This window comes from Nocardia stercoris (assembly GCF_003696265.1).
GTDB classification, from domain to species: domain Bacteria; phylum Actinomycetota; class Actinomycetes; order Mycobacteriales; family Mycobacteriaceae; genus Nocardia; species Nocardia stercoris.
The window spans coordinates 67294-86422 of record NZ_RFFH01000002.1 but is presented as its reverse complement, the minus strand read 5'-3'; the positions used below and the strand labels follow the sequence as shown (position 1 = coordinate 86422).

The following is a 19129-nucleotide window of genomic DNA, read 5'->3' as shown; positions in this document are numbered from 1 at the left end:
GACCGCGTCCGGCGCGGCAGATGAACCGGTGAGGCTATGAGTACGACACCACCGATGCGTAACGACCGATCCGATACCGAGCCCGCCCGTGACCTGCGCCCGTCGACCCCCCTGAACGGATCCGATACCGATTCCGCGCTGCTGAAGGTGCTCTACGACCAGCATGCGGCGGCCCTGTGGCGCTACACCTACAGCCTGGTGGGTGACGCCGGCCGGGCCGAGGACATCGTGCAGGAGACGCTGTTGCGGGCCTGGCAGCGGCCGAACGTGCTCGATCAGGCCACGTCCTCGGCGCGGGCCTGGCTGTTCACGGTGGCCCGCAATCTCGCGGTCGACGAGCATCGCAGCGCCCGGAATCGGCGCGAGTTCGGCACCGACAGTCCGCCCGAGCAGGCGACCGAGGACCAGGCCGACCGCAGCGTCGACGGCTGGTTGATCGCCGACGCGCTGGCCCGGCTGCGTACCGACCATCGGGAGGTGATCGTGCGTGCCTATTATCGGGGTCTGTCGACCCATCAGATCGCGACCGAGCTGGCCATCCCGGAGGGGACCGTCAAGTCCCGGATGCACTATGGGATGCGGGCACTGCGCAGCGCGCTCGGGGAGATGGGGGTGACACGATGATCGACGAGGTCGCTTCCGGCTCGGACGAGCCCGTCGCCGACGCCTACGCGAGCTGGGACGGCGCGTATGTGCTGGGCGCATTGAGTGCCGCCGAACGCCGGGAATACGAACGGCATCTCGCCGACTGCACCGGTTGCCGGCTCGCGGTGGCGGATCTGGCCGGGGTGCCCGGCCTGCTGCAGCGAGTGGAGCCCGCGGTGGCGCTCGCGCTGATCGAGCCGGTGGCGGCGGAACCCGAACCGGAAGCTGCGCCGGTGCCGTCGAACCTGTTGCCGCAGTTGGTGTCCGGTACCCGGGCGCGGCGCCGGCGGAACGTCGCGCTGGCGTTGGCCGGTGCGGCCGCGGCCGCGGTGGTCGCGGTGCTGGTCGCGGTCCCGGCCACGCTCGCGGTCCACGACCACGGCGCGCCGACCGCGGTGGTGGCCGAACACACGATGAATCCGGTTGTACCCACACCGGTTTCGGCGTCGTTCCGGGTGATCGCGGCCGACGGTGGCAGCCGGATCGACATGACCTGCAGCTACGCGAAATCCGAGACGGCGTACAGCTGGCGGGGTTCGCTGTGGGTGGTGGGTGTGGACGGCACCGAATCCCGGGTCGCGGACTGGACGGCGTTGCCCGGCACCACGATGTCGCCCAGTGGCACCGTGGCGCTCGCGCCGGACAAGATCAAGTCGGTCCAAGTGCGTTCCGCCGCAACGAATCAGGTGGTTCTGTCCTCGAACTTGTGACACACGGCGGCCGGGCCGTCACAGTGACGACCCGGCCCCGGTGCCGAGGTGTCAGGCGGACTTCTTGCGCAAGGTCGACATCGACCAGAGGTAGCCGAAGATCCCCAGCCCCAGGCACCAGATCACCGCTGCCACAGCGTGTCCCGCCACCGGCCCGCCCATCAGCAGACCGCGCAGGGTCTCGGTCAGCGGGGTGAAGGGCTGGTACTCCGCGAACTGGCGCACCCCGACCGGCATGGTGTCGGTGGGGACCATGCCGCTGCCCAGGAACGGCAGCATGATCAGCGGCATCGGCATGTTCGACGCGCTCTCCGGGGTCTCGGCGACCAGACCGAACGCCACGCCCATCCAGGTCAGGGCCAGGATCGCCAACATGACCAGACCGTAGGCGGCCAGCCATTCGACCGGGCCGCCGTGTGGGCGCCAGCCGACCAGCAGCGAGACCAGCACCATCGACGTCACACCCAGCAGGCCCTGGACCAGCGTGCCGAGGACCTGCCCGCTGAGGATCGACGACTGCGCGATCGACATGGTGCGGAATCGGTTCACGATGCCCTTGGTCATATCGCTGGCCACCATGACGGCCACGCCGACCACCAGGTAGGCGGGGATCATCAGCATCATGCCGGGCGCCAGGTAGTCGATGTAGCCGCGGCCACCGGTCGAGGCGTGCAGCGCGCCGCCGAAGATGTAGCGGAACATCAACATCAGCACGATCGGCATGATGATGATGCTGACCGTCATGGACGGATAACGGCGGGCGTGCACCATGTTCCGCCGGAACATGGTTGCCGTGTCGGCGAGCAGGCGGGATCGGGCGGTGGTGGTCATCGCAGGGTCTCCTCGGTGATGGCAGCGGTGGTGACCTGGCCGGTGAGGGTCAGGAAGACGTCGTCGAGGTCGGGGGTGTGCACGGCCAGGCCCTCGGGTTCCAGGCCGGCGGCGTCGAGCAGGTCGAGGACCGAGCGCAGCGAACGCACGCCGCCGTCGCTGGCGACCGCCAGGCTCAGGTTGTCGCCGGGCACGCCGCCGAGGGCGGCCGCGGCGGCGTCCCGCTCGGCGGCGGTGGTGAAGGTGAGCCGGATGTGCCCGCCGGGGACCAGCCGCTTGAGTTCGGCGGGGGTGCCTTCGGCGACGATGCGGCCCTGGTCGAGTACCGCGACCCGGTGTGCGAGCTGGTCGGCCTCTTCCAGGTACTGAGTGGTCAGCAGCACCGTGACACCACCGGCGACCAGCTCCCGGATGACGTTCCACATGGCGTGCCGACTGCGCGGGTCGAGGCCGGTGGTGGGTTCGTCGAGGAAGATGATCCGCGGGTCGCCGACCAGCGTCATGGCCAGGTCGAGGCGGCGGGTCATGCCGCCGGAGTAGGTGGAGGCCGGCTTGTCGGCGGCCTCGACCAGGTCGAACTTGGCCAGGAGTTCGGTGGCCAGTTCCTTGCCGTGGCGGCGGGGCAGATGGTGCAGGTCGGACATGAGCAGCAGGTTCTCCCGGCCGGTCAACAATTCGTCGACGGCGGAGAACTGGCCGGTGACGCCGATGGCGGTGCGCACGGCCTCCGGGTCGGTGCGGACGTCGTGCCCGCCGACCCGCACGGTTCCGGCGTCGGCGCCGGTCAGGGTGGACAGGATCGCGACGGTGGTGGTCTTGCCGGCGCCGTTGGGCCCGAGCAGGGCGTAGATGCTGCCCGCCGGGACGGTGAGGTCGATGCCGTCGAGGACGACTTTCTCGCCGTAGGACTTGTGCAGTCCGGAGACGGCGATGGCCGGTTCTCTGGTGGTCATGGGGTGCCCCTCATATCAAGTAATAGTGATGAATGCATGAGTTATCCGGCTTCGGTCGCGACGATTGCGATCGAAGAGGGGTGGTCGGTCGTATTCGGTTGTGGCCGGATCGGTTCCGGTCCGCGGGATCAGATGTCGAGGTCCTCCACGGCCGGGCGGTCGGCCAGGTCGGCGACCCGGGCGTAGAGCTTGTCGGGGATACGGCCGCGCAGATCGGTCAGGTTGTCGTAGATGTCCATGGTGAACTCGCCCCACTCCTCGTCCGGGACGACGCCGAGCATCTTGCGCCAGTTGGTGAGGTCCTTGATCCAGTTGGTCTCGGTCGGGTAGTCCTTCCAGTCCGAGCGGCGCAGATGCAGGACGAACTTGCCCTTGCGGCTGCGGTACACCTTGAAGTGCTCGAGCCGTACGCCGTCCATCTCCTGCAGGTCGCCGAGCAGCCGGCCGGAGAACCGCACCTGCCGGGCTCCGTTGTGCCCGAGCCGCAGGACGACCTCTTCGTAGCCCTCGGCGCGGCCCTCCTCGAGCTCGATGTACCGGCGCAGGGCGGCCACGATGGTGCCGGACAGGTTGCCGCCGACCAGTTCCTGGGCCCGCTGGAACAGGGGTAGGTCGTCGTCGGAGACGTAGATGGTTTTGTTCGGCATGAACCCACTATAAGTAGATGTATACGTATAAGCAAGGGTTGCCGCGACCCGGTTCGATACCGGGGTGAACCGGACCCCGTCCCGCGTCGTATCACCAGTACAGCGATCAAGGTTCGGAAGGAATCCTCGATGCCGGTACGAGTGGTGGACTACCTGGTCCAGGCGGTCGGAGCATTGGGGGTGCGGCACGTCTTCGGTGTCGGCGGCGCCAATATCGAAGACCTCTACGACGCCCTCCATGCGGCCGGCGGCCCGGTGACCGGTGTGGTCGCCAAGCACGAATTCGCCGCCGCCACCATGGCCGACGGCTACGCGCGCACCGGCGCGGGACTCGGTGTCGTCTGCGCCACCTCGGGTGGTGGTGCCATGAATCTAGTTGCGGGACTGGCGGAATCGCGCGCATCGCGGGTGCCGGTCCTGGCGCTGGTCGGCCAGCCGCCCCGGGCCCTGGAAGGCCGCGGGGCGTTCCAGGACACCAGCGGACTGGCCGGCACCTTCGACGCCGCGGCCCTGTTCGGATCGTTCGCTGTCTACTGCGCCCGGGTGGAGACCCCCGACGCTCTGCCCGGGCACCTGACTCGCGCGGTCGCGGCCGCGCGGGCGGGTGGGCCGGCAGTTCTGTTGCTGCCCAAAGATGTACAGCAGGCCGAGTCGATTGCTGCAGCATTCGACCCACCACTGCCGGTCCACACCTGTGACCATGCGGCGCTGGAACGGGTCCGGGACGCGCTGCTGCGCGCCCGCACCGCCGGCAAGATCGTGATCATCGCCGGCGACCAGGTCGCGCGCGACGACGCACGGGCCCGATTGGCCACGCTGGCAAGCGTTCTCGACGCTGCCGTCGGAGTCACCCCGGAAGCCAAGGACGTCTACGGCCACGACGAGGCGGGCTACTGCGGAATCGCCGGGAGCATGGGCCATCCCGAGCTGATCGACGCCGTCCGCGGTGCGGCACTGTGCCTGCTGGTCGGCACCCGGCTGCCGGTCACCGCGCGCACCGGACTCGACGAGTTGCTCGGGGCCGTGCCCGTCGCCAGCGTCGGAGCAGAAGTGCCGTACCCGGATTCGCTGCACGCCGGCACCGACGACCTGGACACGGCGCTGGCTACGCTCGTGGCCGAATGCCGCACCGGCAGCACGCTGTCCACCGTCCGCGGTGCACGCAGCGTCACTCCGCTGGCCGTGCCACCGGCGGCCGGGCCCGGCCTGCGCTACCACGACATCGTCGAAACCATCAGTGCCGCCCTGGAACCCGGTACCGATGTGTTCGCCGACGCGGGCAACACCGGTGCGTCGGTCGTGCACCACCTGCGGCTGCCGCACGGTGGCCGGTTCGTGGTCGCGCTCGGCATGGGCGGGATGGGATACGCGTTCGGCGCCGGAATCGGCTCGGCCTTCGCGCGATCGGCGCGGCCCACCGGACCGCCGCGGCGCACGGTCGTCATCGCCGGCGACGGCGCCTTCTACATGCACGGGCTCGAGTTGCACACCGCCATCGAGCACCGATTACCGGTCACCGTCGTCGTTTTCAACAACAACGCGCACGCCATGTGCGTCACCCGGGAGCAGCAGTACTACGGGGACCACTACAGCTACAACCGTTTCCGCCGCGCCGACCTCGGCGCCGGGCTGGCCGCCATGTTCCCCGGCCTGCCCACCTTCAGCCCGGAGACGACCACCGAACTGACTGCCGCCCTGCGACATTGCTTCGCCACCGCAGGGCCGTCCTTCGTCTCGATCGACTGCGACCCCGACGAGATCCCACCGTTCACCCCGTTTCTGCCGGAACAGAGGAGACACCCTTGACCACGAGCGCCCTACCCGCCCTCAGCGACATCGGAGACCGGGAGCTGCCCGGCGTGCTGCGGATCGAGAACTCCGATCGCGACGCCACCGCGCCCATCATCATGGACATGCTGCGGTCGGTGTACCCGCACGATCAGATCTACGGCCCGTTCTGCCCGGTGCAGGACTACATCGCCGCGCCGCCGCGTGAGCTCTACGAATACCTGGCCGACACCCGCAGTTTGGAGGAGTGGACCTACAGCCTGCGTGGATTCACCGAGACCGACGAGCCCGGACTGTGGGTCTCCGCCGACCGGCTCGGCCCGAACACCGAGATCTACACCCGCACCGTCGCCAACCCGGACGCCATGACCGTCGACTACCACTGTGCCTGGGACCAGGGCGAACACCTGTGGATGATCTACCTGATGCGGGTGATCGACGCCCAGGTCGTGCTGAACAAGCCGGGGTCGGTGGTCACCTGGATCAACTGCAATCACCCTTTCTACGAACAGAATCCGTTCCCCGAGGCCGCGCCGCCCGGACGCAAGGTCTGGGTGGGCGACTTCTGGGAGATGTTCTCCGCCGGTCACCGGCTCGAACTAGCCAATCTCAAGGCCATCGCGGAATACCGCGCCACCCACGGCCTGCCGATCAAGCCTGACTGGATGAAGTGAGCGCACAATGGATTTCACCGACATCGCACCCGCCCTGCCGACCGTGAGCCTGGTCGACGTCGCGAGCTACCTGCCCGGCGAACCGGTGCCCACCGACTACTTCACGCAGTACTCGCGCTCGGATCGGATGGCCCGCAACGTCATGTTCCGATCGCCCCGGACCCGCCATCACGTCGCCCGCGACGAGACCGCCGTCGACATGGTCGAGCGCGCGGTCGAACCGCTGGTGCAGCGGCACGGCCGCGACGAGATCGCCGGCATCGACGTGCTGCTCACCCACACCCAGCTGCCCGACAATCCCGTGCTGGGCCCCGGCTCCGAGGTCGCCAAGCGGCTGGGAATGAATCCGGGCTGGGTGATCGATGTGCACAACGGCGGCTGTGCCGCCTTCGTACACATGATGGGGCTGGCCCGGATGATCCTCCAGACCACCTCCGCGCGAACGGCATTGATCGCGACGTCGCAGAACTGCGCCGGTCCGGTGTTCACCCAGACCGAGATCCGCAAGCTCGCCCAGGCGCCGGTCCCCGGCGACGGCTGCGGCGTCGGGCTGCTGGTGAAGAACTCGGACGCGCCGATCCTGGACGTGCAGACCCGCACCTACCCGGAGTTCGCGGGCGACATGAGCTTCTGCACCGACGTGAACCGGGACGGCGACTTCGATTTCGCCACCGACCGCAAGTACTGGGAGCCCGGTACCGGTCAGGCCTGCGTCAGCTTCACCGAGTCCCGCATCACCAAGGTGTTCGCCCGCGGCAACCGCCTGGTGCCGGAGCTGGCACACGCGGTGTGCGACCGGATCGGCGTGAAGGGCCGCGATATCGACACCTTCGTCACCAACCAGCCGAACCGGCTGTTCCTGCGCAACTGGCACGAGGCACTCGAGCTACCGGCCGAACGCCATCCCGACACCTTCGACAGCTGCGGGAACCTGTTTGCCGCAGGCATTCCTGTCACATTGGATACGGAGAACCGGGCGGAAAGGCTGCGCAACGGGTCGGTGGTACTCATGGCCGCGTTCGCGCACGCCGGCGACTTCGCCGGTGCGGCCGCCGTACGCTGGGGAGCGGCGCGATGAGTGCGCACGACAAGCGAATTCCCTGGCAGCACAGGGTGGTTGCGGTAGGCCCGGGCAGGGTACGTGGCGCGGTGAGTGGGCGGAACGGCCGGGTGTGCTCATGAGTCACTCGATCACCGGCGACGAGGCCCCGACGCGCACCGCGCGGTTGCGGCCGGTGTTCACGACGCCGGAGCCCGCCCACGGGCCGACGTTGCTGTCCGGCAAGCGTTCTGCGGAGCGATCACCGTTGCCGCGCAAGCGATTCGACCTGGCGCTCAGTGAACATCCGTTGCCGCCACTGCCTTCCGTCCAGCGCGCGCTGCACGCGACGATCGCCGGTGCCAACCGCTATCCGGAGTTCCTGCCCCACCGCCTGCCCACCCTGATCGCCGATCACCTCGGTCTCGCACCGGATCAGATCGTGGTCGGTGCGGGCGCGACCGGTGTGGCCCTGCAGGTCATGCAGGCGCTGACTCGCGCCGGGCAGACCATCGTGTACGCCGAGCCGACCTTCGACGGCTATCCGATCCTGGCGGCGATGTGCGGCTTGGAAGGTGTCGGTGTGCCACTGGATGTGGCAGGCCGCCAGGATCTTTGGGCGATGCTGCGTGCGGTCGGCGAGCGGACCGGGCTGGTCGCGGTGTGCCGGCCGCACAACCCGACCGGCACGCTGATCCCGGGCAGTGAGCTCAAGGCGTTCCTGTTCGCGCTGCCGCGGCGGGTGCCGGTGCTGCTGGACGAGGCGTACGTCGAATTCCTGGGTGCCGCCGAACGGATCGATCCGGGCACGCTGCTGCAGCGGTACCCGAATCTGCTGATCCTGCGCACCTTTTCGAAGGCGTACGGTCTGGCCGGGTTGCGGATCGGGTACGCGATCGGCCGGCCCGAACTCATCGCGCGGGTGCGGCGGCTCCAATTGCCTTTCGGGGTACCGGAATCCGCGGCGGTCGCGGTCGCGGCCTCGTACGCCGCGGCCCACGAACTCGCCGATCGCGTCCTGCACATCACCGTCGAACGGGACCATCTGCGAGCGGCCCTGCGGCGCAACGGTATTCCAGTGCCGCGAAGCAGCGGCAACTTCCTGTACCTGCCCGGCCGGACCGTCACGGCGCGGCTGACCGCCGCCGGGATCGCGGTGAAGGGCTACCCGGACGGCAGTGCGCGGATCGCGGTCGGCGATCCGGACGCCGGCACCGCGGTCATCACCGCACTCGAACCGCCCGTCCAGATGGCGGCGCTGCCGTCCGAGTCCGACGACACCGACAGCTACTCGACCTCGTGGTTCCGGTCGCGGTAGCTGCCGTCCGGCGGGGTTGCGTGAGGCAGCCCGGCCGATGCGCGATGATCGGCGCATGTCGTTGCTGCCAGAGTTCCGGTCCAACCCGGCACCCGCGGTCGGGACCCGCAGCCGGTTGCTGCTGCGGTTGCGGCTGGGGCGGCGGGAGGTGCTGTTGCGGCAGACGATCATCGAACCGGGCGGCGATTCGGGCTGGCACTACCACGACGGCACGCTGATCGTGCTGGTCACGGGTGCGCCGCTGGATCATCCCGGCTACGACTGCCGGCCGGTGCGCTACCGGCCGGGCCGCGTCTTCCGCGAGCCGAGCGGGCCCGGCCACCGGCACCTCGCCCGCAACAGCGGTGACCGGCCGCTGCGATTGACCGTGCTGTACCTGAACCCGGTCGGCAGCCCGCTCTCGCGCGGGGTGCCTTCGCCGCCGTGTGCCGGCTGACCGGTCAACGGGTGCAGAGGAATTCGACTGCCGCGGCGTAACCCTGAATTCCCATGCCGGCGATCACCGCGGTGGCGATCGGCGAAATATAGGAATGGTGCCGGAATTCTTCGCGCGCATGCACATTCGAGATATGCACCTCCACGATCGGCACTTCGGGAATCACCAGTGCGTCCCGCAATGCCACCGAGGTGTGGGTCAGCCCGCCCGGATTGATCACGATCGCCGATTCCACTCCGCGCGCGGCGTGGATCCGATCGATCAGCGCCCCTTCGTGATTGGACTGGAAATCGGTGATCGTCCGGTCGAACCGCGTGGCGGTGTGCCGGCACAGGTCGAGGACGTCGGCGAGGGTGTCGGCGCCGTACACCTCCGGCTGGCGGGTGCCCAGCATGTTCAGATTCGGGCCGTTGAGCACGAGGATCGGTCCCATGCCGGACACCCTATCGTTCAGAGGTCCTTGGGTCCCTCGGCACGCAGGTCGTCGACCTTGCGCATCGCGGCCCGCAGCTCCTCCAGCCATTCCTCGGCGTGCTTGCCGGCCAGCTTGACCGTCCAGGCGAGGGCGTCCGCGCGGGAGCGGGCGACCCCGGCGTCGACCAGGGTGTCGAGCACCTTTCGTTCGGGCTGCCGCAGCCGGGTCATGACCGGAACGGCCAAGTGCGTGAACAGGATCCGCTGGTCGCCGACCCGGACACCCCAGGCCACGCTGCGGCCGTAGCGCCGCTGCGCCTCGTCGGCGATCTGCATGCGCGCGGGCCGCGTGGATTCGCGGAACCGGGCCACCAGGCCGTCCTGGGTCGCCTCGGGCGTCTCGCCGTCGGGCAGGGGTAGTTCACCCACGACGACGATCTCGTCGCGGTCGATGTCGATGGTGGGCGGTCCGGTGAACCAGTCGGCGGGCAAGCGCCCGGCGAACCAGTCGGGTGCGTCCGCCGCGTCGGGCAGGTCGGCCTGCTGCCAGCCGCCGGGACGGCCGAAACCGCGTCCTCGTTGTCCGTGTCTCATGATGCATACCTTCTTACAGACGAAGCAGTGTTGCAGTGATTACAAGATTACGCCGCAATCGATGCCGTGGCTTCTGCCGTGGGAGAACGGCGGTAAGGTGATGGCTCGCCGAGGACGCCGTCGCGTCCGGGCCGGGGCGGCCGGATGTTGAGAAACGGTCACTATTGTGAGGCGCGGGCGTGCAGAATGCGCAGGGTTGCCGACGCGGCGGCTACGGTAATTGTTCGGGTACGGTTGTTCTTGTTGCTGGTGTGACAAGAGTGAAAAGTGGGCGACATGGATGTGTGGGGATCCCGCCGCTTCCGCGTTCGGGGTGTGATGGCAATCGCCGGGGCTGCTGCCCTCGTGATGGGCCTCGGTGCGTGCGGAATTGCGGGCAATGACAACGACCCGCAGTCCGTGGTCGATCATTTCGCCGGCCTCCTCGACAAGAAGGACGCCGCCGGCGCCGCGCAGCTGACCTCGTATCCCAACGGCGCCGAGGACACCCTCAAGCAGATGTTCGGATCCCTCAACGGAGGGAAACCGGATTACCGTGTCGTGCAATACATTCCGCTCGACAAGTCCACGGCCAACTTCAACATGAAGGCCACCTGGAACTTCGGCCCCGGCAAGGAATGGGACTACGACCTGCACGGCACCGTGCGCAAGCTGGCAATCGGCTGGCGAATCTCCTGGGACCCGACCGTCGTGATCCCGCAGCTGGATGCCAGCCGCACCGTCAAACTGGTCCGCACCGAGGCGACGCCCTCCCCGAAGGTCAACGACAGCTCCGGCGCCCTGCTGATGAGCGAGCAGACCATCAACGCCATCAAGGTCGACCCGGCGCAGACCACCGACCTCGTCGGCACCACCAACCGGCTCGCCGACGTCATCTCCGTGGTCGCGCCGCTGATCACCGGACCCTCGCTGATGCAGCAGCTGTCCACCTCGCAGGGCAAACCGGTCGACGCGGTGCGCCTGCGCGCCGACGACTTCGCCGTCCTGGAGAGCAAACTGACCTCCATCCCCGGCGTCGTCGTGGACAAGCAGCCCACCCTGATCACCTCCGACCGCCGGATCTGGTCGCCACTGCTGGACGCCTACAAGAAGGTCTGGCAGGAGAACCGGGACGCGCACGCAGGCTGGGGAATCCAGGTCTTTGGCCCCGACGGCGCCATGGTCACCCAGCTCGCCGGCCAGCAGGGCCCGCCCGGACCCGACATCGCCGGCACCCTCGACAACAAGCTGCAGCGCGCCGCCGAGGACGCCGTCGTCAGCGTCGGCACCGCAGCCTCCATCGTCGCGATCCAGCCGTCCACCGGGGCCATCGTCGCCGCCGCGCAGAACAACCAGGCCAGCGAACAGGGCAACCCCGCCTTCACCAACGCCTATCCGGTCGGCGGCATGTCCGAGCTGTTCAAGGCCGTCGAGGCCCAGGAGAAGGGCAAGCAGCCGCAGGAGATCACCGCGGTGTCCGACGTGGCCCAGGGCGCGGCCCAGCTCGGCGTCGGCATCGGATTCAAGGTCGACGGACTCGACGAGACCACCGGCCACCTGCCCATCGGCGGCCGCGGCGTGGAAGCCGTACACCAGGGCAGCACCGACCCGATCACCGCCAGCCCGCTGGGAATGGCCATCGCCGCCGCCACCATCGCGCGCGGCTCGGTCGCCCCGCCCATGATCGAGATCGGCCGGCCCGGCACCACCGACGCCGACCTGAAACCGCTGGACCCGGCCGTGGTCGACCGGCTGCGCCGGCTGCTCACCGACGGCGTCGGCAGCGACGAACTGACCACCGTGCGGCACTACGCCGGGGTCATCGCCTACGACGGCATCGCGGGATCCGCGGGCTGGCTCATCGCGAACATGGGTGACCTGGCCTTCGCCATCCACATCGACGACGTCGACAGCGGTGACGCCACCGCGCGGATGGCGGCCCGGCTGCTGCGGTCGCTGGCCACGCCCGACCAGTAAGTCCTAGCGGCCCAGCGCCTTCCAGGCGCCGCGCCAGCCCAGCAGGAACAACGCCAGCACGGTCGCGGCGACCCCGACGAAACTGAGCGCGATGCCCTGATGGCTGAGCACACGCAACACCATGCCGCCGGTCAGGGTGCACAACCACACCACCACGCCGGTCGGCCACAGCCGTCGGCCGTCGAAGCGGCGCAGCGTCGTCACCAGATCCGTGCCCGGCTTACCGGCCGCGGCCCCGGTCGCCTCCGGCAGTGCGCTCGCCGAGATCGCGATCGCGGCAACCCACCCGATCAACAGGCCGGTTCCGAACGGCCACACCGTGCGGAACAGTCCGGAGATCGCCGACTCGTCGTGACTGTGCCGCCCGATGGCGCAGAACACGATCACCAGCAGGGCATCCACACCGAACGGCACCAGTTTCTTCACGCCGCACAGGGTAGGGCACCGGCGCACGTCAGTCCGGCTCACCCGTCGTCCGCACCAGGCCACCGCCCAGGAAGGCGAACACGATCCAGCCCGCGATCGCTACCAGAATGAAGCTGACCAGGCGATATATGAACGCCGCGGCCACCGCCTGAGTGGCCGGCAGCCCCGCCGCGGCCGTCAGGCTGTAGATCAGCGTCGCGTCGACATAGACGATGCCGCCCGGCGCCAGCGGAATCGTGCCCACCGCCTTACCCGCGCTGAACGCCACCGCCAGCCCGGCCCAGGTCGGATCGGCGCCGACTGCGTAACACGCCGCGCCGAGACAGGCCACATCGGCGACCCGGTGCACCACCGCCCACCACGTCACCAGCAGCGCGTCCCGGCGATTCAGCTGCACCGAATCCAGCTGCCGCACCAGCTCCTTGACCCGGTGCAGGCCGTGGTCCGGCGGTAGCCGCCGCACCCGGTTGACCAGGCGCAATACCGCCCGCACCGGTGCCTCGAGACCGTCGGGGTGGCGGGCCGTCCAGTTGCCGGCCCAGGCCAGGGCCACGATCGTGCCCACCGAGATCAGCAGTTGGGCCGGGCCGATCCGGTCACCGGCCAGCAGCGTGCCGCCGAAACCGAGCAGCACCATGCCCGCCGCCGCCACCACGCCCGACATCAGCAGCTGCCACGACGCCAGGACCGGTCCCGCACCCCAGCGCCGGGTCGCGCGATAGGTGAAGGCTGTGGAGAAGACCTGCCCGGCGGGCAAGGTCACCGCCATCGCCGTCGCGGCGTAGACCACCGCCACCGACTGCCGGTGCGTGACCTGCACACCACCCGTGTGCAGCAGTTGTTTCTGGATTCCGCCGAATCCGCTGATCGACACCATCTGCATGAGCACGCAGCCGGCCACCGGCACCCAGCGGATCTCGGTGAGACTGCGCGAGGACTCGTGCAGGCGCGGCCACAGATACCACGCCTCGCCGGCCAGCAGCACGGCGAGCGCGGCCACGATCACCCATTGCCACCACCGCAGCCGGGCGGCCCGTTGCCGGGGCCGCGGCGGCTCGCCGGCGAGATCACCCCGGGCCCTCACCTGGCCAGATTAGCGAAATCGGCCGCTAGGGGGTGATGGGCTCGCGTTCGGATGCGACGGACTTCGGCACCGCCAGCGTCGTCATGCGCCGGCGGCCACGCAACTGGACCTCCGCGCCGGTCACCCAATGCTGCTGTTCGGCCGCATCGGCGAAATACAGGGCGCTGCCCGAGGTCAGGACCCGGCCCGGGGTCTCCTTCGCGAGTTCGGTGAGCCGAGCCGCCTCGTTGACCGGATCGCCGATCACGGTGTATTCGAAGCGGTTCGCCGCGCCGATGTTCCCGGCCACGGCCAACCCGGCCGACACGCCGATGCCGACATCGAGTCCCGGTACGTCGCGCAGCGCCTCCCGCAGCTCGCGGGCCGCGACCAGCGCGGCGGTCGGCGCGTCCGGGCGGTCCAGCGGCGCACCGAAGATGGCCAGCGCCGCGTCCCCGACGAACTTGTTGATCAGGCCGTTGTGCCGGGCGACCACGTCGACCACCACCCGGAAGAACTCGTTGAGCAGGCTGACCACCTCGGTCGGCGGGCGTTCCGCGGCCGCCGACGTGGAACCGACCATGTCCACGAACAACACCGCTACGAACCGGGTTTCCCCACCCAGCTCGGTGCCGTAGTCCAGCGCGCGGCGCGCGACCTCCTCGCCGACGTGCTGACCGAACAGCTCCTGCAACTGCCGCCGCTGCTCGGATTCCGCCATCATCCGGTTGAAACCGACCTGCAGCAGCCCGATCTCGGAGCCGTCGAAGACCTCCACCTGGACATCACGCGCGCCGCTCTGCGCCCGGTCGATGGCATCCGACAGCTGCCGCACCGGATCCGAGATGCTGGCACCGGTCAACATCGACAACGCCAGCGCCTGCATGATCACCACCCCGGACAGCAGCAACACCGTCACCGCCAACGACCGCGCCGAGAACTGCACCTTCGACGTGATCTCCGTGACACACAGCAGCATGATCGCGATCGTCGGCGCGAAGGTGCCCAGACCCCACGTCATCGCCATCCGCACCCCGACACCCGCGGTCAGTGTGCGATCGAACCGCCCCGCCTGCAGGGCCTGCGCCGCCACCGGCCGCAGGATCCGCTCGCCCAGCATGTAGGTGAAGCCGAACACGAATGTGGCGGCCATACATTCGGTGACGATCACCGCGGCCGCCACCTCGGGATTCGTCCGGATGATCGACGCCGCCACCACCGCGCCGAACACGATCCACAACGCCAGATGCAGGATCGCCTGCCGCAACGGCGTGTGCAGCGCCGCCGCCTGCTCCTCCCGGGTCGGCGCGCCACCACGCACCTGCCAGCGCATCACCGGCCGCAACATCTTCGTGGAGGCCAGGATGCTGAACGCGGACGCGACCAGGAACACCGCCACCGGATACAGCAGGCCGATGTTGTGGATACCGTTCGGCTGACCCTCGGGTGCGGGCAGGCCGTAACGGATGAAGGCCAGCACGAGGACCCCGCCGAAGACATTGGCCGCCACCATCGACGTCAGGTACAACGGCCAGCGGGTGTGCATGGTCTGTTTGACCGCTTCCAGAGGCGCTGCCACAGAGACCAATCTAGCCTTCGACCCCGGCACCGGACGTTCAACTGTGGCGAGGAGGTGCCGCTATCGGGCCGCACGGCTAGGCTCGCGTCGTGACCGAACAGGTAGTACGTGGTGGGGAGGGGACGGGATGGAACCCGTCGGCGACACCGTGGACACGGTGACCGAAACCGACGAGCGGCCGGCCGCCGGGTCGCGGTCCGCTGTCGACGCGGTACCGATGTTCGTGCGGGTGACCGCGGAGTGGTGCTGGCGCCTGCTGATCATGCTGGTGGCGCTGATCGCCCTCGGCTATCTGGTCAAGTCGCTGTGGACGGTGTTCATTCCGCTGGCCATCGCGCTGCTGGCCGCCGCGCTGCTGGCGCCGCTGGTGAATCTGCTGCAGCGGCTGGGGATACCGCGCTCGATCGCGGTGTTCGTGGCGCTGGTGTCCTCGCTCGGTCTGCTGGCCGGCATCTTCACCTTCGTCATCGAACAGTTCATCACCGGTGTGCCGCAGCTGTCCGACGAGTTCAAGACCAGCGTCCACAAGGTGCAGGACTGGCTGATCAACGGGCCGCTGCACCTGAGTCAGGAACAGATCAACAACGCGGGCAACAGCATTCTGCGGGTCGTGGAATCGAACCAGGACGCGCTGACCAGCGGTGCGCTCACCACCGCGGCCGCGATCGGTGAGTTCCTCACCGGCACCTTCCTGACCCTGTTCATCCTGATCTTCTTCCTCTACGGCGGCGACCAGATCTGGAACTTCGTCACCCGGATCGTGCCGAGCGCGCAACGGGAGCGGGTGCGGATCGCGGGCCGGCTCGGCTTCGGCACGCTGATCGGATTCGTCCGGGCGACCGTCGCGGTGGCCGCGGTGGACGCGGTCGGTATCGGTACCGGTCTGGTGATCCTGCATGTGCCGCTGGCACTTCCGCTGGCCTCGCTGGTGTTCATCGGCGCGTTCATCCCGATCATCGGTTCGCTGCTGGCCGGCACCATCGCCGTGTTCCTGGCGTTGATGACCAAGGGACTGGTGACCGCGCTGATCGTGCTCGGCATCACGATCGCGGTGATGCAGCTGGAAGGCCATGTGCTGCAACCGTTGCTGCTGGGCCGGGCGGTGCGGATCCATCCGCTGGCTGTGGTGCTCGCGATCACCTCCGGGGTGGTGCTGGCCGGTCTGATGGGCGGGCTGCTGGCGGTCCCGTTCGTCGCCGTGATGAACACCGCGATCCGATCGCTGCTCGCCGAAGACCCGGAACAGCTGTTCCACGAACTGAATACGGGCTCACCGGGCGAGCCCATGTTCCATGCCGAACCGGATGATCCTGACGCGGACAAGTATTCGCTGCCCGACCCGGACGGCGATGCCAGCGACTGACGGTGCGGCCGATACCGTCGCGACTACTCCGCTGTGGCGCGGCGCGCAGGTGTTCCGGCTGGTCACCATGCTGTACGCGATCGGGCACCAGGTCGTGTCGGCCCGTTACTACCGGCACCCCGAGCTGAGCTGGACCCTCACCGGCGTTCTGGTCGGCTGGTCCGTGCTGTCGGCATTCCTGTTGGCGCGGTGGAAGACTCCGCGCTGGTTCGACCAGCGGATGCACACCGCCGTCGTCTGGTGCGACCTGCTGGTGGTGCTCGGACTGATCGCTTCCACCCGGCTGGTCGCCGACTACGGCTGGTACCACGACCGCGAAACCTTCGCCACCACACTGTGGTCGGCGAATCCGGTGATCTCGGCGGCCGTGCTGTGGGGCGCGACCGGCGGCACCGCCGCGGCCCTGGCCGTCTCCGTGCTCAGTCTGATCATTCGGGGGCAATGGAATTCGGAGCTGTGGAGTGACCCCATCACGCCGGTGATGGTGTCGGTCGGGCTGGCCATGGGCCTGGCGTCGGTGACCGCGCGCCGCGCCCAGCAGCGGCTGGAACAGGCGGTGCGGATGACCGCCGCGGCCACCGAACGGGAACGGCTCGCCCGCGAAGTCCACGACGGAGTGCTACAGACCCTGGCCTACATCTCCCGCACCGGAACCGAGATCGGCGGCCGCACCGCAGAACTCGCGGCCCGTGCCGCGGAACAGGAACTGGCACTGCGGATCCTGATCTCCGAACAGGGCCAACAGCCCGACGGCGGTGGCGCCGAAGTCGATCTGCGGCCGCTGCTCACCGCACAGGCCGCGCCCGCCGTACAGGTGGCGACCCCCGGCGAACCGGTACGGCTGCCGCGACGCACCGCCGCCGAACTGGCCGCCACCGTCGCGGCCGCCCTGGCCAATACCGCGCAGCACGCCGGTCCCGCCGCGAAAGCCTACGTGCTGTTGGAAGACACCGGGGACGAGGTGATCGTCAGCGTGCGCGACGACGGGCCCGGCATCCCCGCCGGCCGGCTCGCCGCGGCGGCCGCCGAGGGACGAATGGGTGTGTCGCGCTCCATCATCGGCCGGATCACGGAACTCGGCGGCACCGCCGACCTGCTCACCGTGGACGGCACCGAATGGGAATTCCGGATGCCACGCTCGAACGGGAGGCAGTGATGACCGAACCGACCACACCGATCTCGATCATGGTGGTCGACGACCACCCGATGTGGCGCGACGGGGTCTCCCGCGACCTCACCGCCGCCGGACACGAGGTCACCGCCACCGCCGACAGCGTCGCCACCGCCGTCCGCCGCGCCGCCGCCGTCCGTCCGGCGGTCGTGCTCATGGACATGCAACTGCCCGACGGCAACGGCGCCGAAGCCACCGCCGCGATCCTCGCCGTATCACCACAGACCCGGATCCTGGTGCTGTCCGCGTCGGCGGAACGCGCCGACGTCCTCGACGCCATCAAGGCCGGCGCCCTCGGCTACCTGGTCAAGAGCGCGTCCTCGGCCGAACTGATCGCCGCCGTCGCCGCGACCGCGAACGGACAGGCGGTGTTCACACCCGGACTGGCAGGCCTGGTGCTCGGCGAATACCGCCGGCTGGCGGGCACCAGCCCCGCACCCGACGAACCCGCCCGCCCAGTCCTCACCGACCGCGAGACCGAGGTGCTGCGCCTGGTGGCGAAGGGGTTGTCCGCCAAGCAGATCGCCACCCGGCTCGGGCTCTCGCACCGCACGGTCGAGAACCACGTACAGGCCACCCTGCGCAAACTGCACCTCGGCAACCGGGTGGAATTGACCCGATACGCCATCGAACAGGGGCTGGAATAGGGGAACCACCTCAGGGTTCGCCCTGATGTGGGCCGCAGCGGCCGTCGGTAGCCTGGACCCATGGGTGGCGAGACGGTATCGACTCCGGGCCAGCAAGCCCCGTCCGGCGTAGCCGGGGGCTCAGTGGCCGACCGGGACCTGCGGGTCTCCGACGCCGAGCGGGAGCACGTCGGCGAACTACTGCAGAAGGCCGTCGGCCTGGGCATGCTGTCGCTCGGCGAATTCACCGAGCGCATGGACACCGCCCTCGCGGCCAAGACCCGCGGCGAGCTGAACGCCGTGCTCGTCGATCTGCCGGGCATCCGGCTGACCGGCCAGCAGGCGCCGCAGCCGCAGTACCCGCCGACCGGCCCGCAGTACCCGTGGCCCGGCCCCTGGCACCACGGCAACCCGTGGCAGGGCGGCCGGGGCCGCATCCGGCATCCGCGCCCCGCCTGGGGGCGCCCGCGGCCGATGCCCGTGGCGGGCGGCAACGTGATCCGGTCGCGCATGTCGTCGGTGATCCGCAAGGGGGCGTGGCAGGTGCCGCCCACGCTGTACCTGAACAACCGGATGTCCAGCATCACACTCGATTTCACCGAGGCCGTGATGGCTACCCAGGTGGTCGAACTGCAGATCGACGACGTGTGCAGCTCGATGACCATCGTGCTGCCGCCGGAGGCGACCGTCGACGCCAACGAGGTCGAGATGATCGGCTCCACCATCAACAGCAAGGTGCGGACCGCGCCGCTCGGCCCGCTGCACCTTGTGCTGCGCGGGCAGATCCGATTCGGTTCCGTCACAGTGAAATACTCGCTCGGCGACCGCTGGCGCCGGCTGATGAACGGTTTCTAGGCCGCTGCTCCCGCGGGGTCCCCGGTGCGCACAGTGACCGT

Annotated in this window: 20 protein-coding genes; 12 read left to right on the top strand and 8 right to left on the bottom strand. The window is 69.1% G+C overall.

The genetic code is table 11. The features are described from left to right. Positions 1–36: 36 nt before the first annotated feature. Positions 37–624 carry a sigma-70 family RNA polymerase sigma factor gene (locus EBN03_RS05860; RefSeq protein ID WP_233608194.1) on the top strand — a complete coding sequence of 196 codons (588 nt, stop codon included), beginning with the start codon at positions 37–39 and terminating at the stop codon, positions 622–624. Next, positions 621–1355, top strand: a complete 735-nt coding sequence (locus tag EBN03_RS05855) for a zf-HC2 domain-containing protein (RefSeq protein WP_122186907.1) — start codon at positions 621–623, stop codon at positions 1353–1355. Before EBN03_RS05860 ends, EBN03_RS05855 begins: the two co-directional genes overlap by 4 nt. A gap of 51 nt (positions 1356–1406) precedes the next feature. On the opposite strand, the gene EBN03_RS05850 is transcribed toward EBN03_RS05855, so the two are convergent. The 3 genes from EBN03_RS05850 to EBN03_RS05840 form a co-directional block, all read right to left on the bottom strand. Continuing rightward, the gene (locus EBN03_RS05850; protein WP_122186906.1) at positions 1407–2186 is read right to left on the bottom strand and encodes an ABC transporter permease; all 780 of its coding nucleotides are present in this window, start codon (positions 2184–2186) and stop codon (positions 1407–1409) included. Further along, the gene (locus EBN03_RS05845; RefSeq protein WP_122186905.1) at positions 2183–3139 is read right to left on the bottom strand and encodes an ATP-binding cassette domain-containing protein; all 957 of its coding nucleotides are present in this window, start codon (positions 3137–3139) and stop codon (positions 2183–2185) included. Before EBN03_RS05845 ends, EBN03_RS05850 begins: the two co-directional genes overlap by 4 nt. Before the next feature lie 128 nt (positions 3140–3267). Continuing rightward, complete coding sequence (locus tag EBN03_RS05840) at positions 3268–3786, bottom strand: EXLDI protein (protein WP_122186904.1); 519 nt, start codon at positions 3784–3786, stop codon at positions 3268–3270. Positions 3787–3915: 129 nt separating this feature from the next. Here EBN03_RS05840 and EBN03_RS05835 point away from each other — a divergent pair, with 129 nt between their 5' ends. From EBN03_RS05835 to EBN03_RS05815, 5 genes are all read left to right on the top strand, one after another. Beyond that, the gene (locus tag EBN03_RS05835) at positions 3916–5592 is read left to right on the top strand and encodes a thiamine pyrophosphate-binding protein (RefSeq protein WP_122186903.1); all 1677 of its coding nucleotides are present in this window, start codon (positions 3916–3918) and stop codon (positions 5590–5592) included. Then, positions 5589–6248, top strand: a complete 660-nt coding sequence (locus EBN03_RS05830; RefSeq protein ID WP_122186902.1) for an SRPBCC family protein — start codon at positions 5589–5591, stop codon at positions 6246–6248. The genes EBN03_RS05835 and EBN03_RS05830 overlap by 4 nt, the downstream gene beginning before the upstream one ends. Before the next feature lie 7 nt (positions 6249–6255). Next, complete coding sequence (locus EBN03_RS05825; RefSeq protein WP_199742631.1) at positions 6256–7326, top strand: 3-oxoacyl-ACP synthase III family protein; 1071 nt, start codon at positions 6256–6258, stop codon at positions 7324–7326. A gap of 100 nt (positions 7327–7426) precedes the next feature. Then, positions 7427–8605 (top strand): aminotransferase class I/II-fold pyridoxal phosphate-dependent enzyme, encoded by a 1179-nt coding sequence (locus EBN03_RS05820; protein WP_122186901.1) that lies wholly within the window; start codon positions 7427–7429, stop codon positions 8603–8605. Between the two features lie 55 nt (positions 8606–8660). After that, on the top strand, positions 8661–9041 hold the full coding sequence (locus tag EBN03_RS05815) for a cupin domain-containing protein (RefSeq protein ID WP_122186900.1): 381 nt from the start codon (positions 8661–8663) through the stop codon (positions 9039–9041). Positions 9042–9045: 4 nt separating this feature from the next. Here EBN03_RS05815 and aroQ read toward each other — a convergent pair whose 3' ends face one another. Then, the gene (aroQ, locus tag EBN03_RS05810; RefSeq protein ID WP_122186899.1) at positions 9046–9474 is read right to left on the bottom strand and encodes a type II 3-dehydroquinate dehydratase; all 429 of its coding nucleotides are present in this window, start codon (positions 9472–9474) and stop codon (positions 9046–9048) included. Positions 9475–9491: 17 nt separating this feature from the next. Further along, positions 9492–10049 (bottom strand): hypothetical protein, encoded by a 558-nt coding sequence (locus tag EBN03_RS05805; protein WP_122186898.1) that lies wholly within the window; start codon positions 10047–10049, stop codon positions 9492–9494. 318 nt (positions 10050–10367) lie between these two features. Here EBN03_RS05805 and EBN03_RS05800 point away from each other — a divergent pair, with 318 nt between their 5' ends. Beyond that, a complete protein-coding gene (locus tag EBN03_RS05800) occupies positions 10368–12005 on the top strand; it encodes an NTF2-like N-terminal transpeptidase domain-containing protein (protein WP_233608193.1) in 1638 nt (545 codons plus the stop codon). A 3-nt stretch (positions 12006–12008) separates the two neighbouring features. Here the strand turns inward: EBN03_RS05800 and EBN03_RS05795 are convergent, their stop codons facing one another. Genes EBN03_RS05795 through EBN03_RS05785 form a run of 3 tightly spaced genes read right to left on the bottom strand, consistent with a single transcriptional unit; the run spans position 12009 to position 15040 of the window. Then, positions 12009–12431: a DUF3054 domain-containing protein gene (locus EBN03_RS05795; protein ID WP_122186897.1), complete on the bottom strand. Its 423-nt coding sequence runs from the start codon at positions 12429–12431 to the stop codon at positions 12009–12011. Between the two features lie 28 nt (positions 12432–12459). Beyond that, positions 12460–13515, bottom strand: a complete 1056-nt coding sequence (locus EBN03_RS05790; RefSeq protein ID WP_122186896.1) for a lysylphosphatidylglycerol synthase transmembrane domain-containing protein — start codon at positions 13513–13515, stop codon at positions 12460–12462. 25 nt (positions 13516–13540) lie between these two features. Beyond that, complete coding sequence (locus tag EBN03_RS05785; protein WP_199742664.1) at positions 13541–15040, bottom strand: adenylate/guanylate cyclase domain-containing protein; 1500 nt, start codon at positions 15038–15040, stop codon at positions 13541–13543. 250 nt (positions 15041–15290) lie between these two features. Here EBN03_RS05785 and EBN03_RS05780 point away from each other — a divergent pair, with 250 nt between their 5' ends. The 4 genes from EBN03_RS05780 (at position 15291) to EBN03_RS05765 (ending at position 19088) form a co-directional block, all read left to right on the top strand. Continuing rightward, positions 15291–16436 carry an AI-2E family transporter gene (locus EBN03_RS05780; protein WP_122187314.1) on the top strand — a complete coding sequence of 382 codons (1146 nt, stop codon included), beginning with the start codon at positions 15291–15293 and terminating at the stop codon, positions 16434–16436. Continuing rightward, the gene (macS, locus tag EBN03_RS05775; RefSeq protein WP_233608192.1) at positions 16423–17592 is read left to right on the top strand and encodes a MacS family sensor histidine kinase; all 1170 of its coding nucleotides are present in this window, start codon (positions 16423–16425) and stop codon (positions 17590–17592) included. Before EBN03_RS05780 ends, macS begins: the two co-directional genes overlap by 14 nt. Continuing rightward, positions 17592–18254, top strand: a complete 663-nt coding sequence (locus EBN03_RS05770) for a response regulator (protein WP_122186894.1) — start codon at positions 17592–17594, stop codon at positions 18252–18254. Before macS ends, EBN03_RS05770 begins: the two co-directional genes overlap by 1 nt. 123 nt (positions 18255–18377) lie before the next feature. Beyond that, positions 18378–19088, top strand: a complete 711-nt coding sequence (locus tag EBN03_RS05765; protein WP_122186893.1) for a DUF1707 SHOCT-like domain-containing protein — start codon at positions 18378–18380, stop codon at positions 19086–19088. The last annotated feature ends 41 nt before the right edge of the window (positions 19089–19129 follow it).

Bases quoted from the DNA above. Each gene is read 5' to 3' on its own strand.
- EBN03_RS05860 (WP_233608194.1), top strand. From the start codon at position 37: ATGAGTACGACACCACCGATGCGTAACGACCGATCCGATACCGAGCCC.
- EBN03_RS05855 (WP_122186907.1), top strand. From the start codon at position 621: ATGATCGACGAGGTCGCTTCCGGCTCGGACGAGCCCGTCGCCGACGCC.
- EBN03_RS05850 (WP_122186906.1), bottom strand. From the start codon at position 2,186: ATGACCACCACCGCCCGATCCCGCCTGCTCGCCGACACGGCAACCATG.
- EBN03_RS05845 (WP_122186905.1), bottom strand. From the start codon at position 3,139: ATGACCACCAGAGAACCGGCCATCGCCGTCTCCGGACTGCACAAGTCC.
- EBN03_RS05840 (WP_122186904.1), bottom strand. From the start codon at position 3,786: ATGCCGAACAAAACCATCTACGTCTCCGACGACGACCTACCCCTGTTC.
- EBN03_RS05835 (WP_122186903.1), top strand. From the start codon at position 3,916: ATGCCGGTACGAGTGGTGGACTACCTGGTCCAGGCGGTCGGAGCATTG.
- EBN03_RS05825 (WP_199742631.1), top strand. From the start codon at position 6,256: ATGGATTTCACCGACATCGCACCCGCCCTGCCGACCGTGAGCCTGGTC.
- EBN03_RS05820 (WP_122186901.1), top strand. From the start codon at position 7,427: ATGAGTCACTCGATCACCGGCGACGAGGCCCCGACGCGCACCGCGCGG.
- EBN03_RS05815 (WP_122186900.1), top strand. From the start codon at position 8,661: ATGTCGTTGCTGCCAGAGTTCCGGTCCAACCCGGCACCCGCGGTCGGG.
- aroQ (WP_122186899.1), bottom strand. From the start codon at position 9,474: ATGGGACCGATCCTCGTGCTCAACGGCCCGAATCTGAACATGCTGGGC.
- EBN03_RS05805 (WP_122186898.1), bottom strand. From the start codon at position 10,049: ATGAGACACGGACAACGAGGACGCGGTTTCGGCCGTCCCGGCGGCTGG.
- EBN03_RS05800 (WP_233608193.1), top strand. From the start codon at position 10,368: ATGGCAATCGCCGGGGCTGCTGCCCTCGTGATGGGCCTCGGTGCGTGC.
- EBN03_RS05785 (WP_199742664.1), bottom strand. From the start codon at position 15,040: ATGCACACCCGCTGGCCGTTGTACCTGACGTCGATGGTGGCGGCCAAT.
- EBN03_RS05780 (WP_122187314.1), top strand. From the start codon at position 15,291: ATGTTCGTGCGGGTGACCGCGGAGTGGTGCTGGCGCCTGCTGATCATG.
- macS (WP_233608192.1), top strand. From the start codon at position 16,423: ATGCCAGCGACTGACGGTGCGGCCGATACCGTCGCGACTACTCCGCTG.
- EBN03_RS05770 (WP_122186894.1), top strand. From the start codon at position 17,592: ATGACCGAACCGACCACACCGATCTCGATCATGGTGGTCGACGACCAC.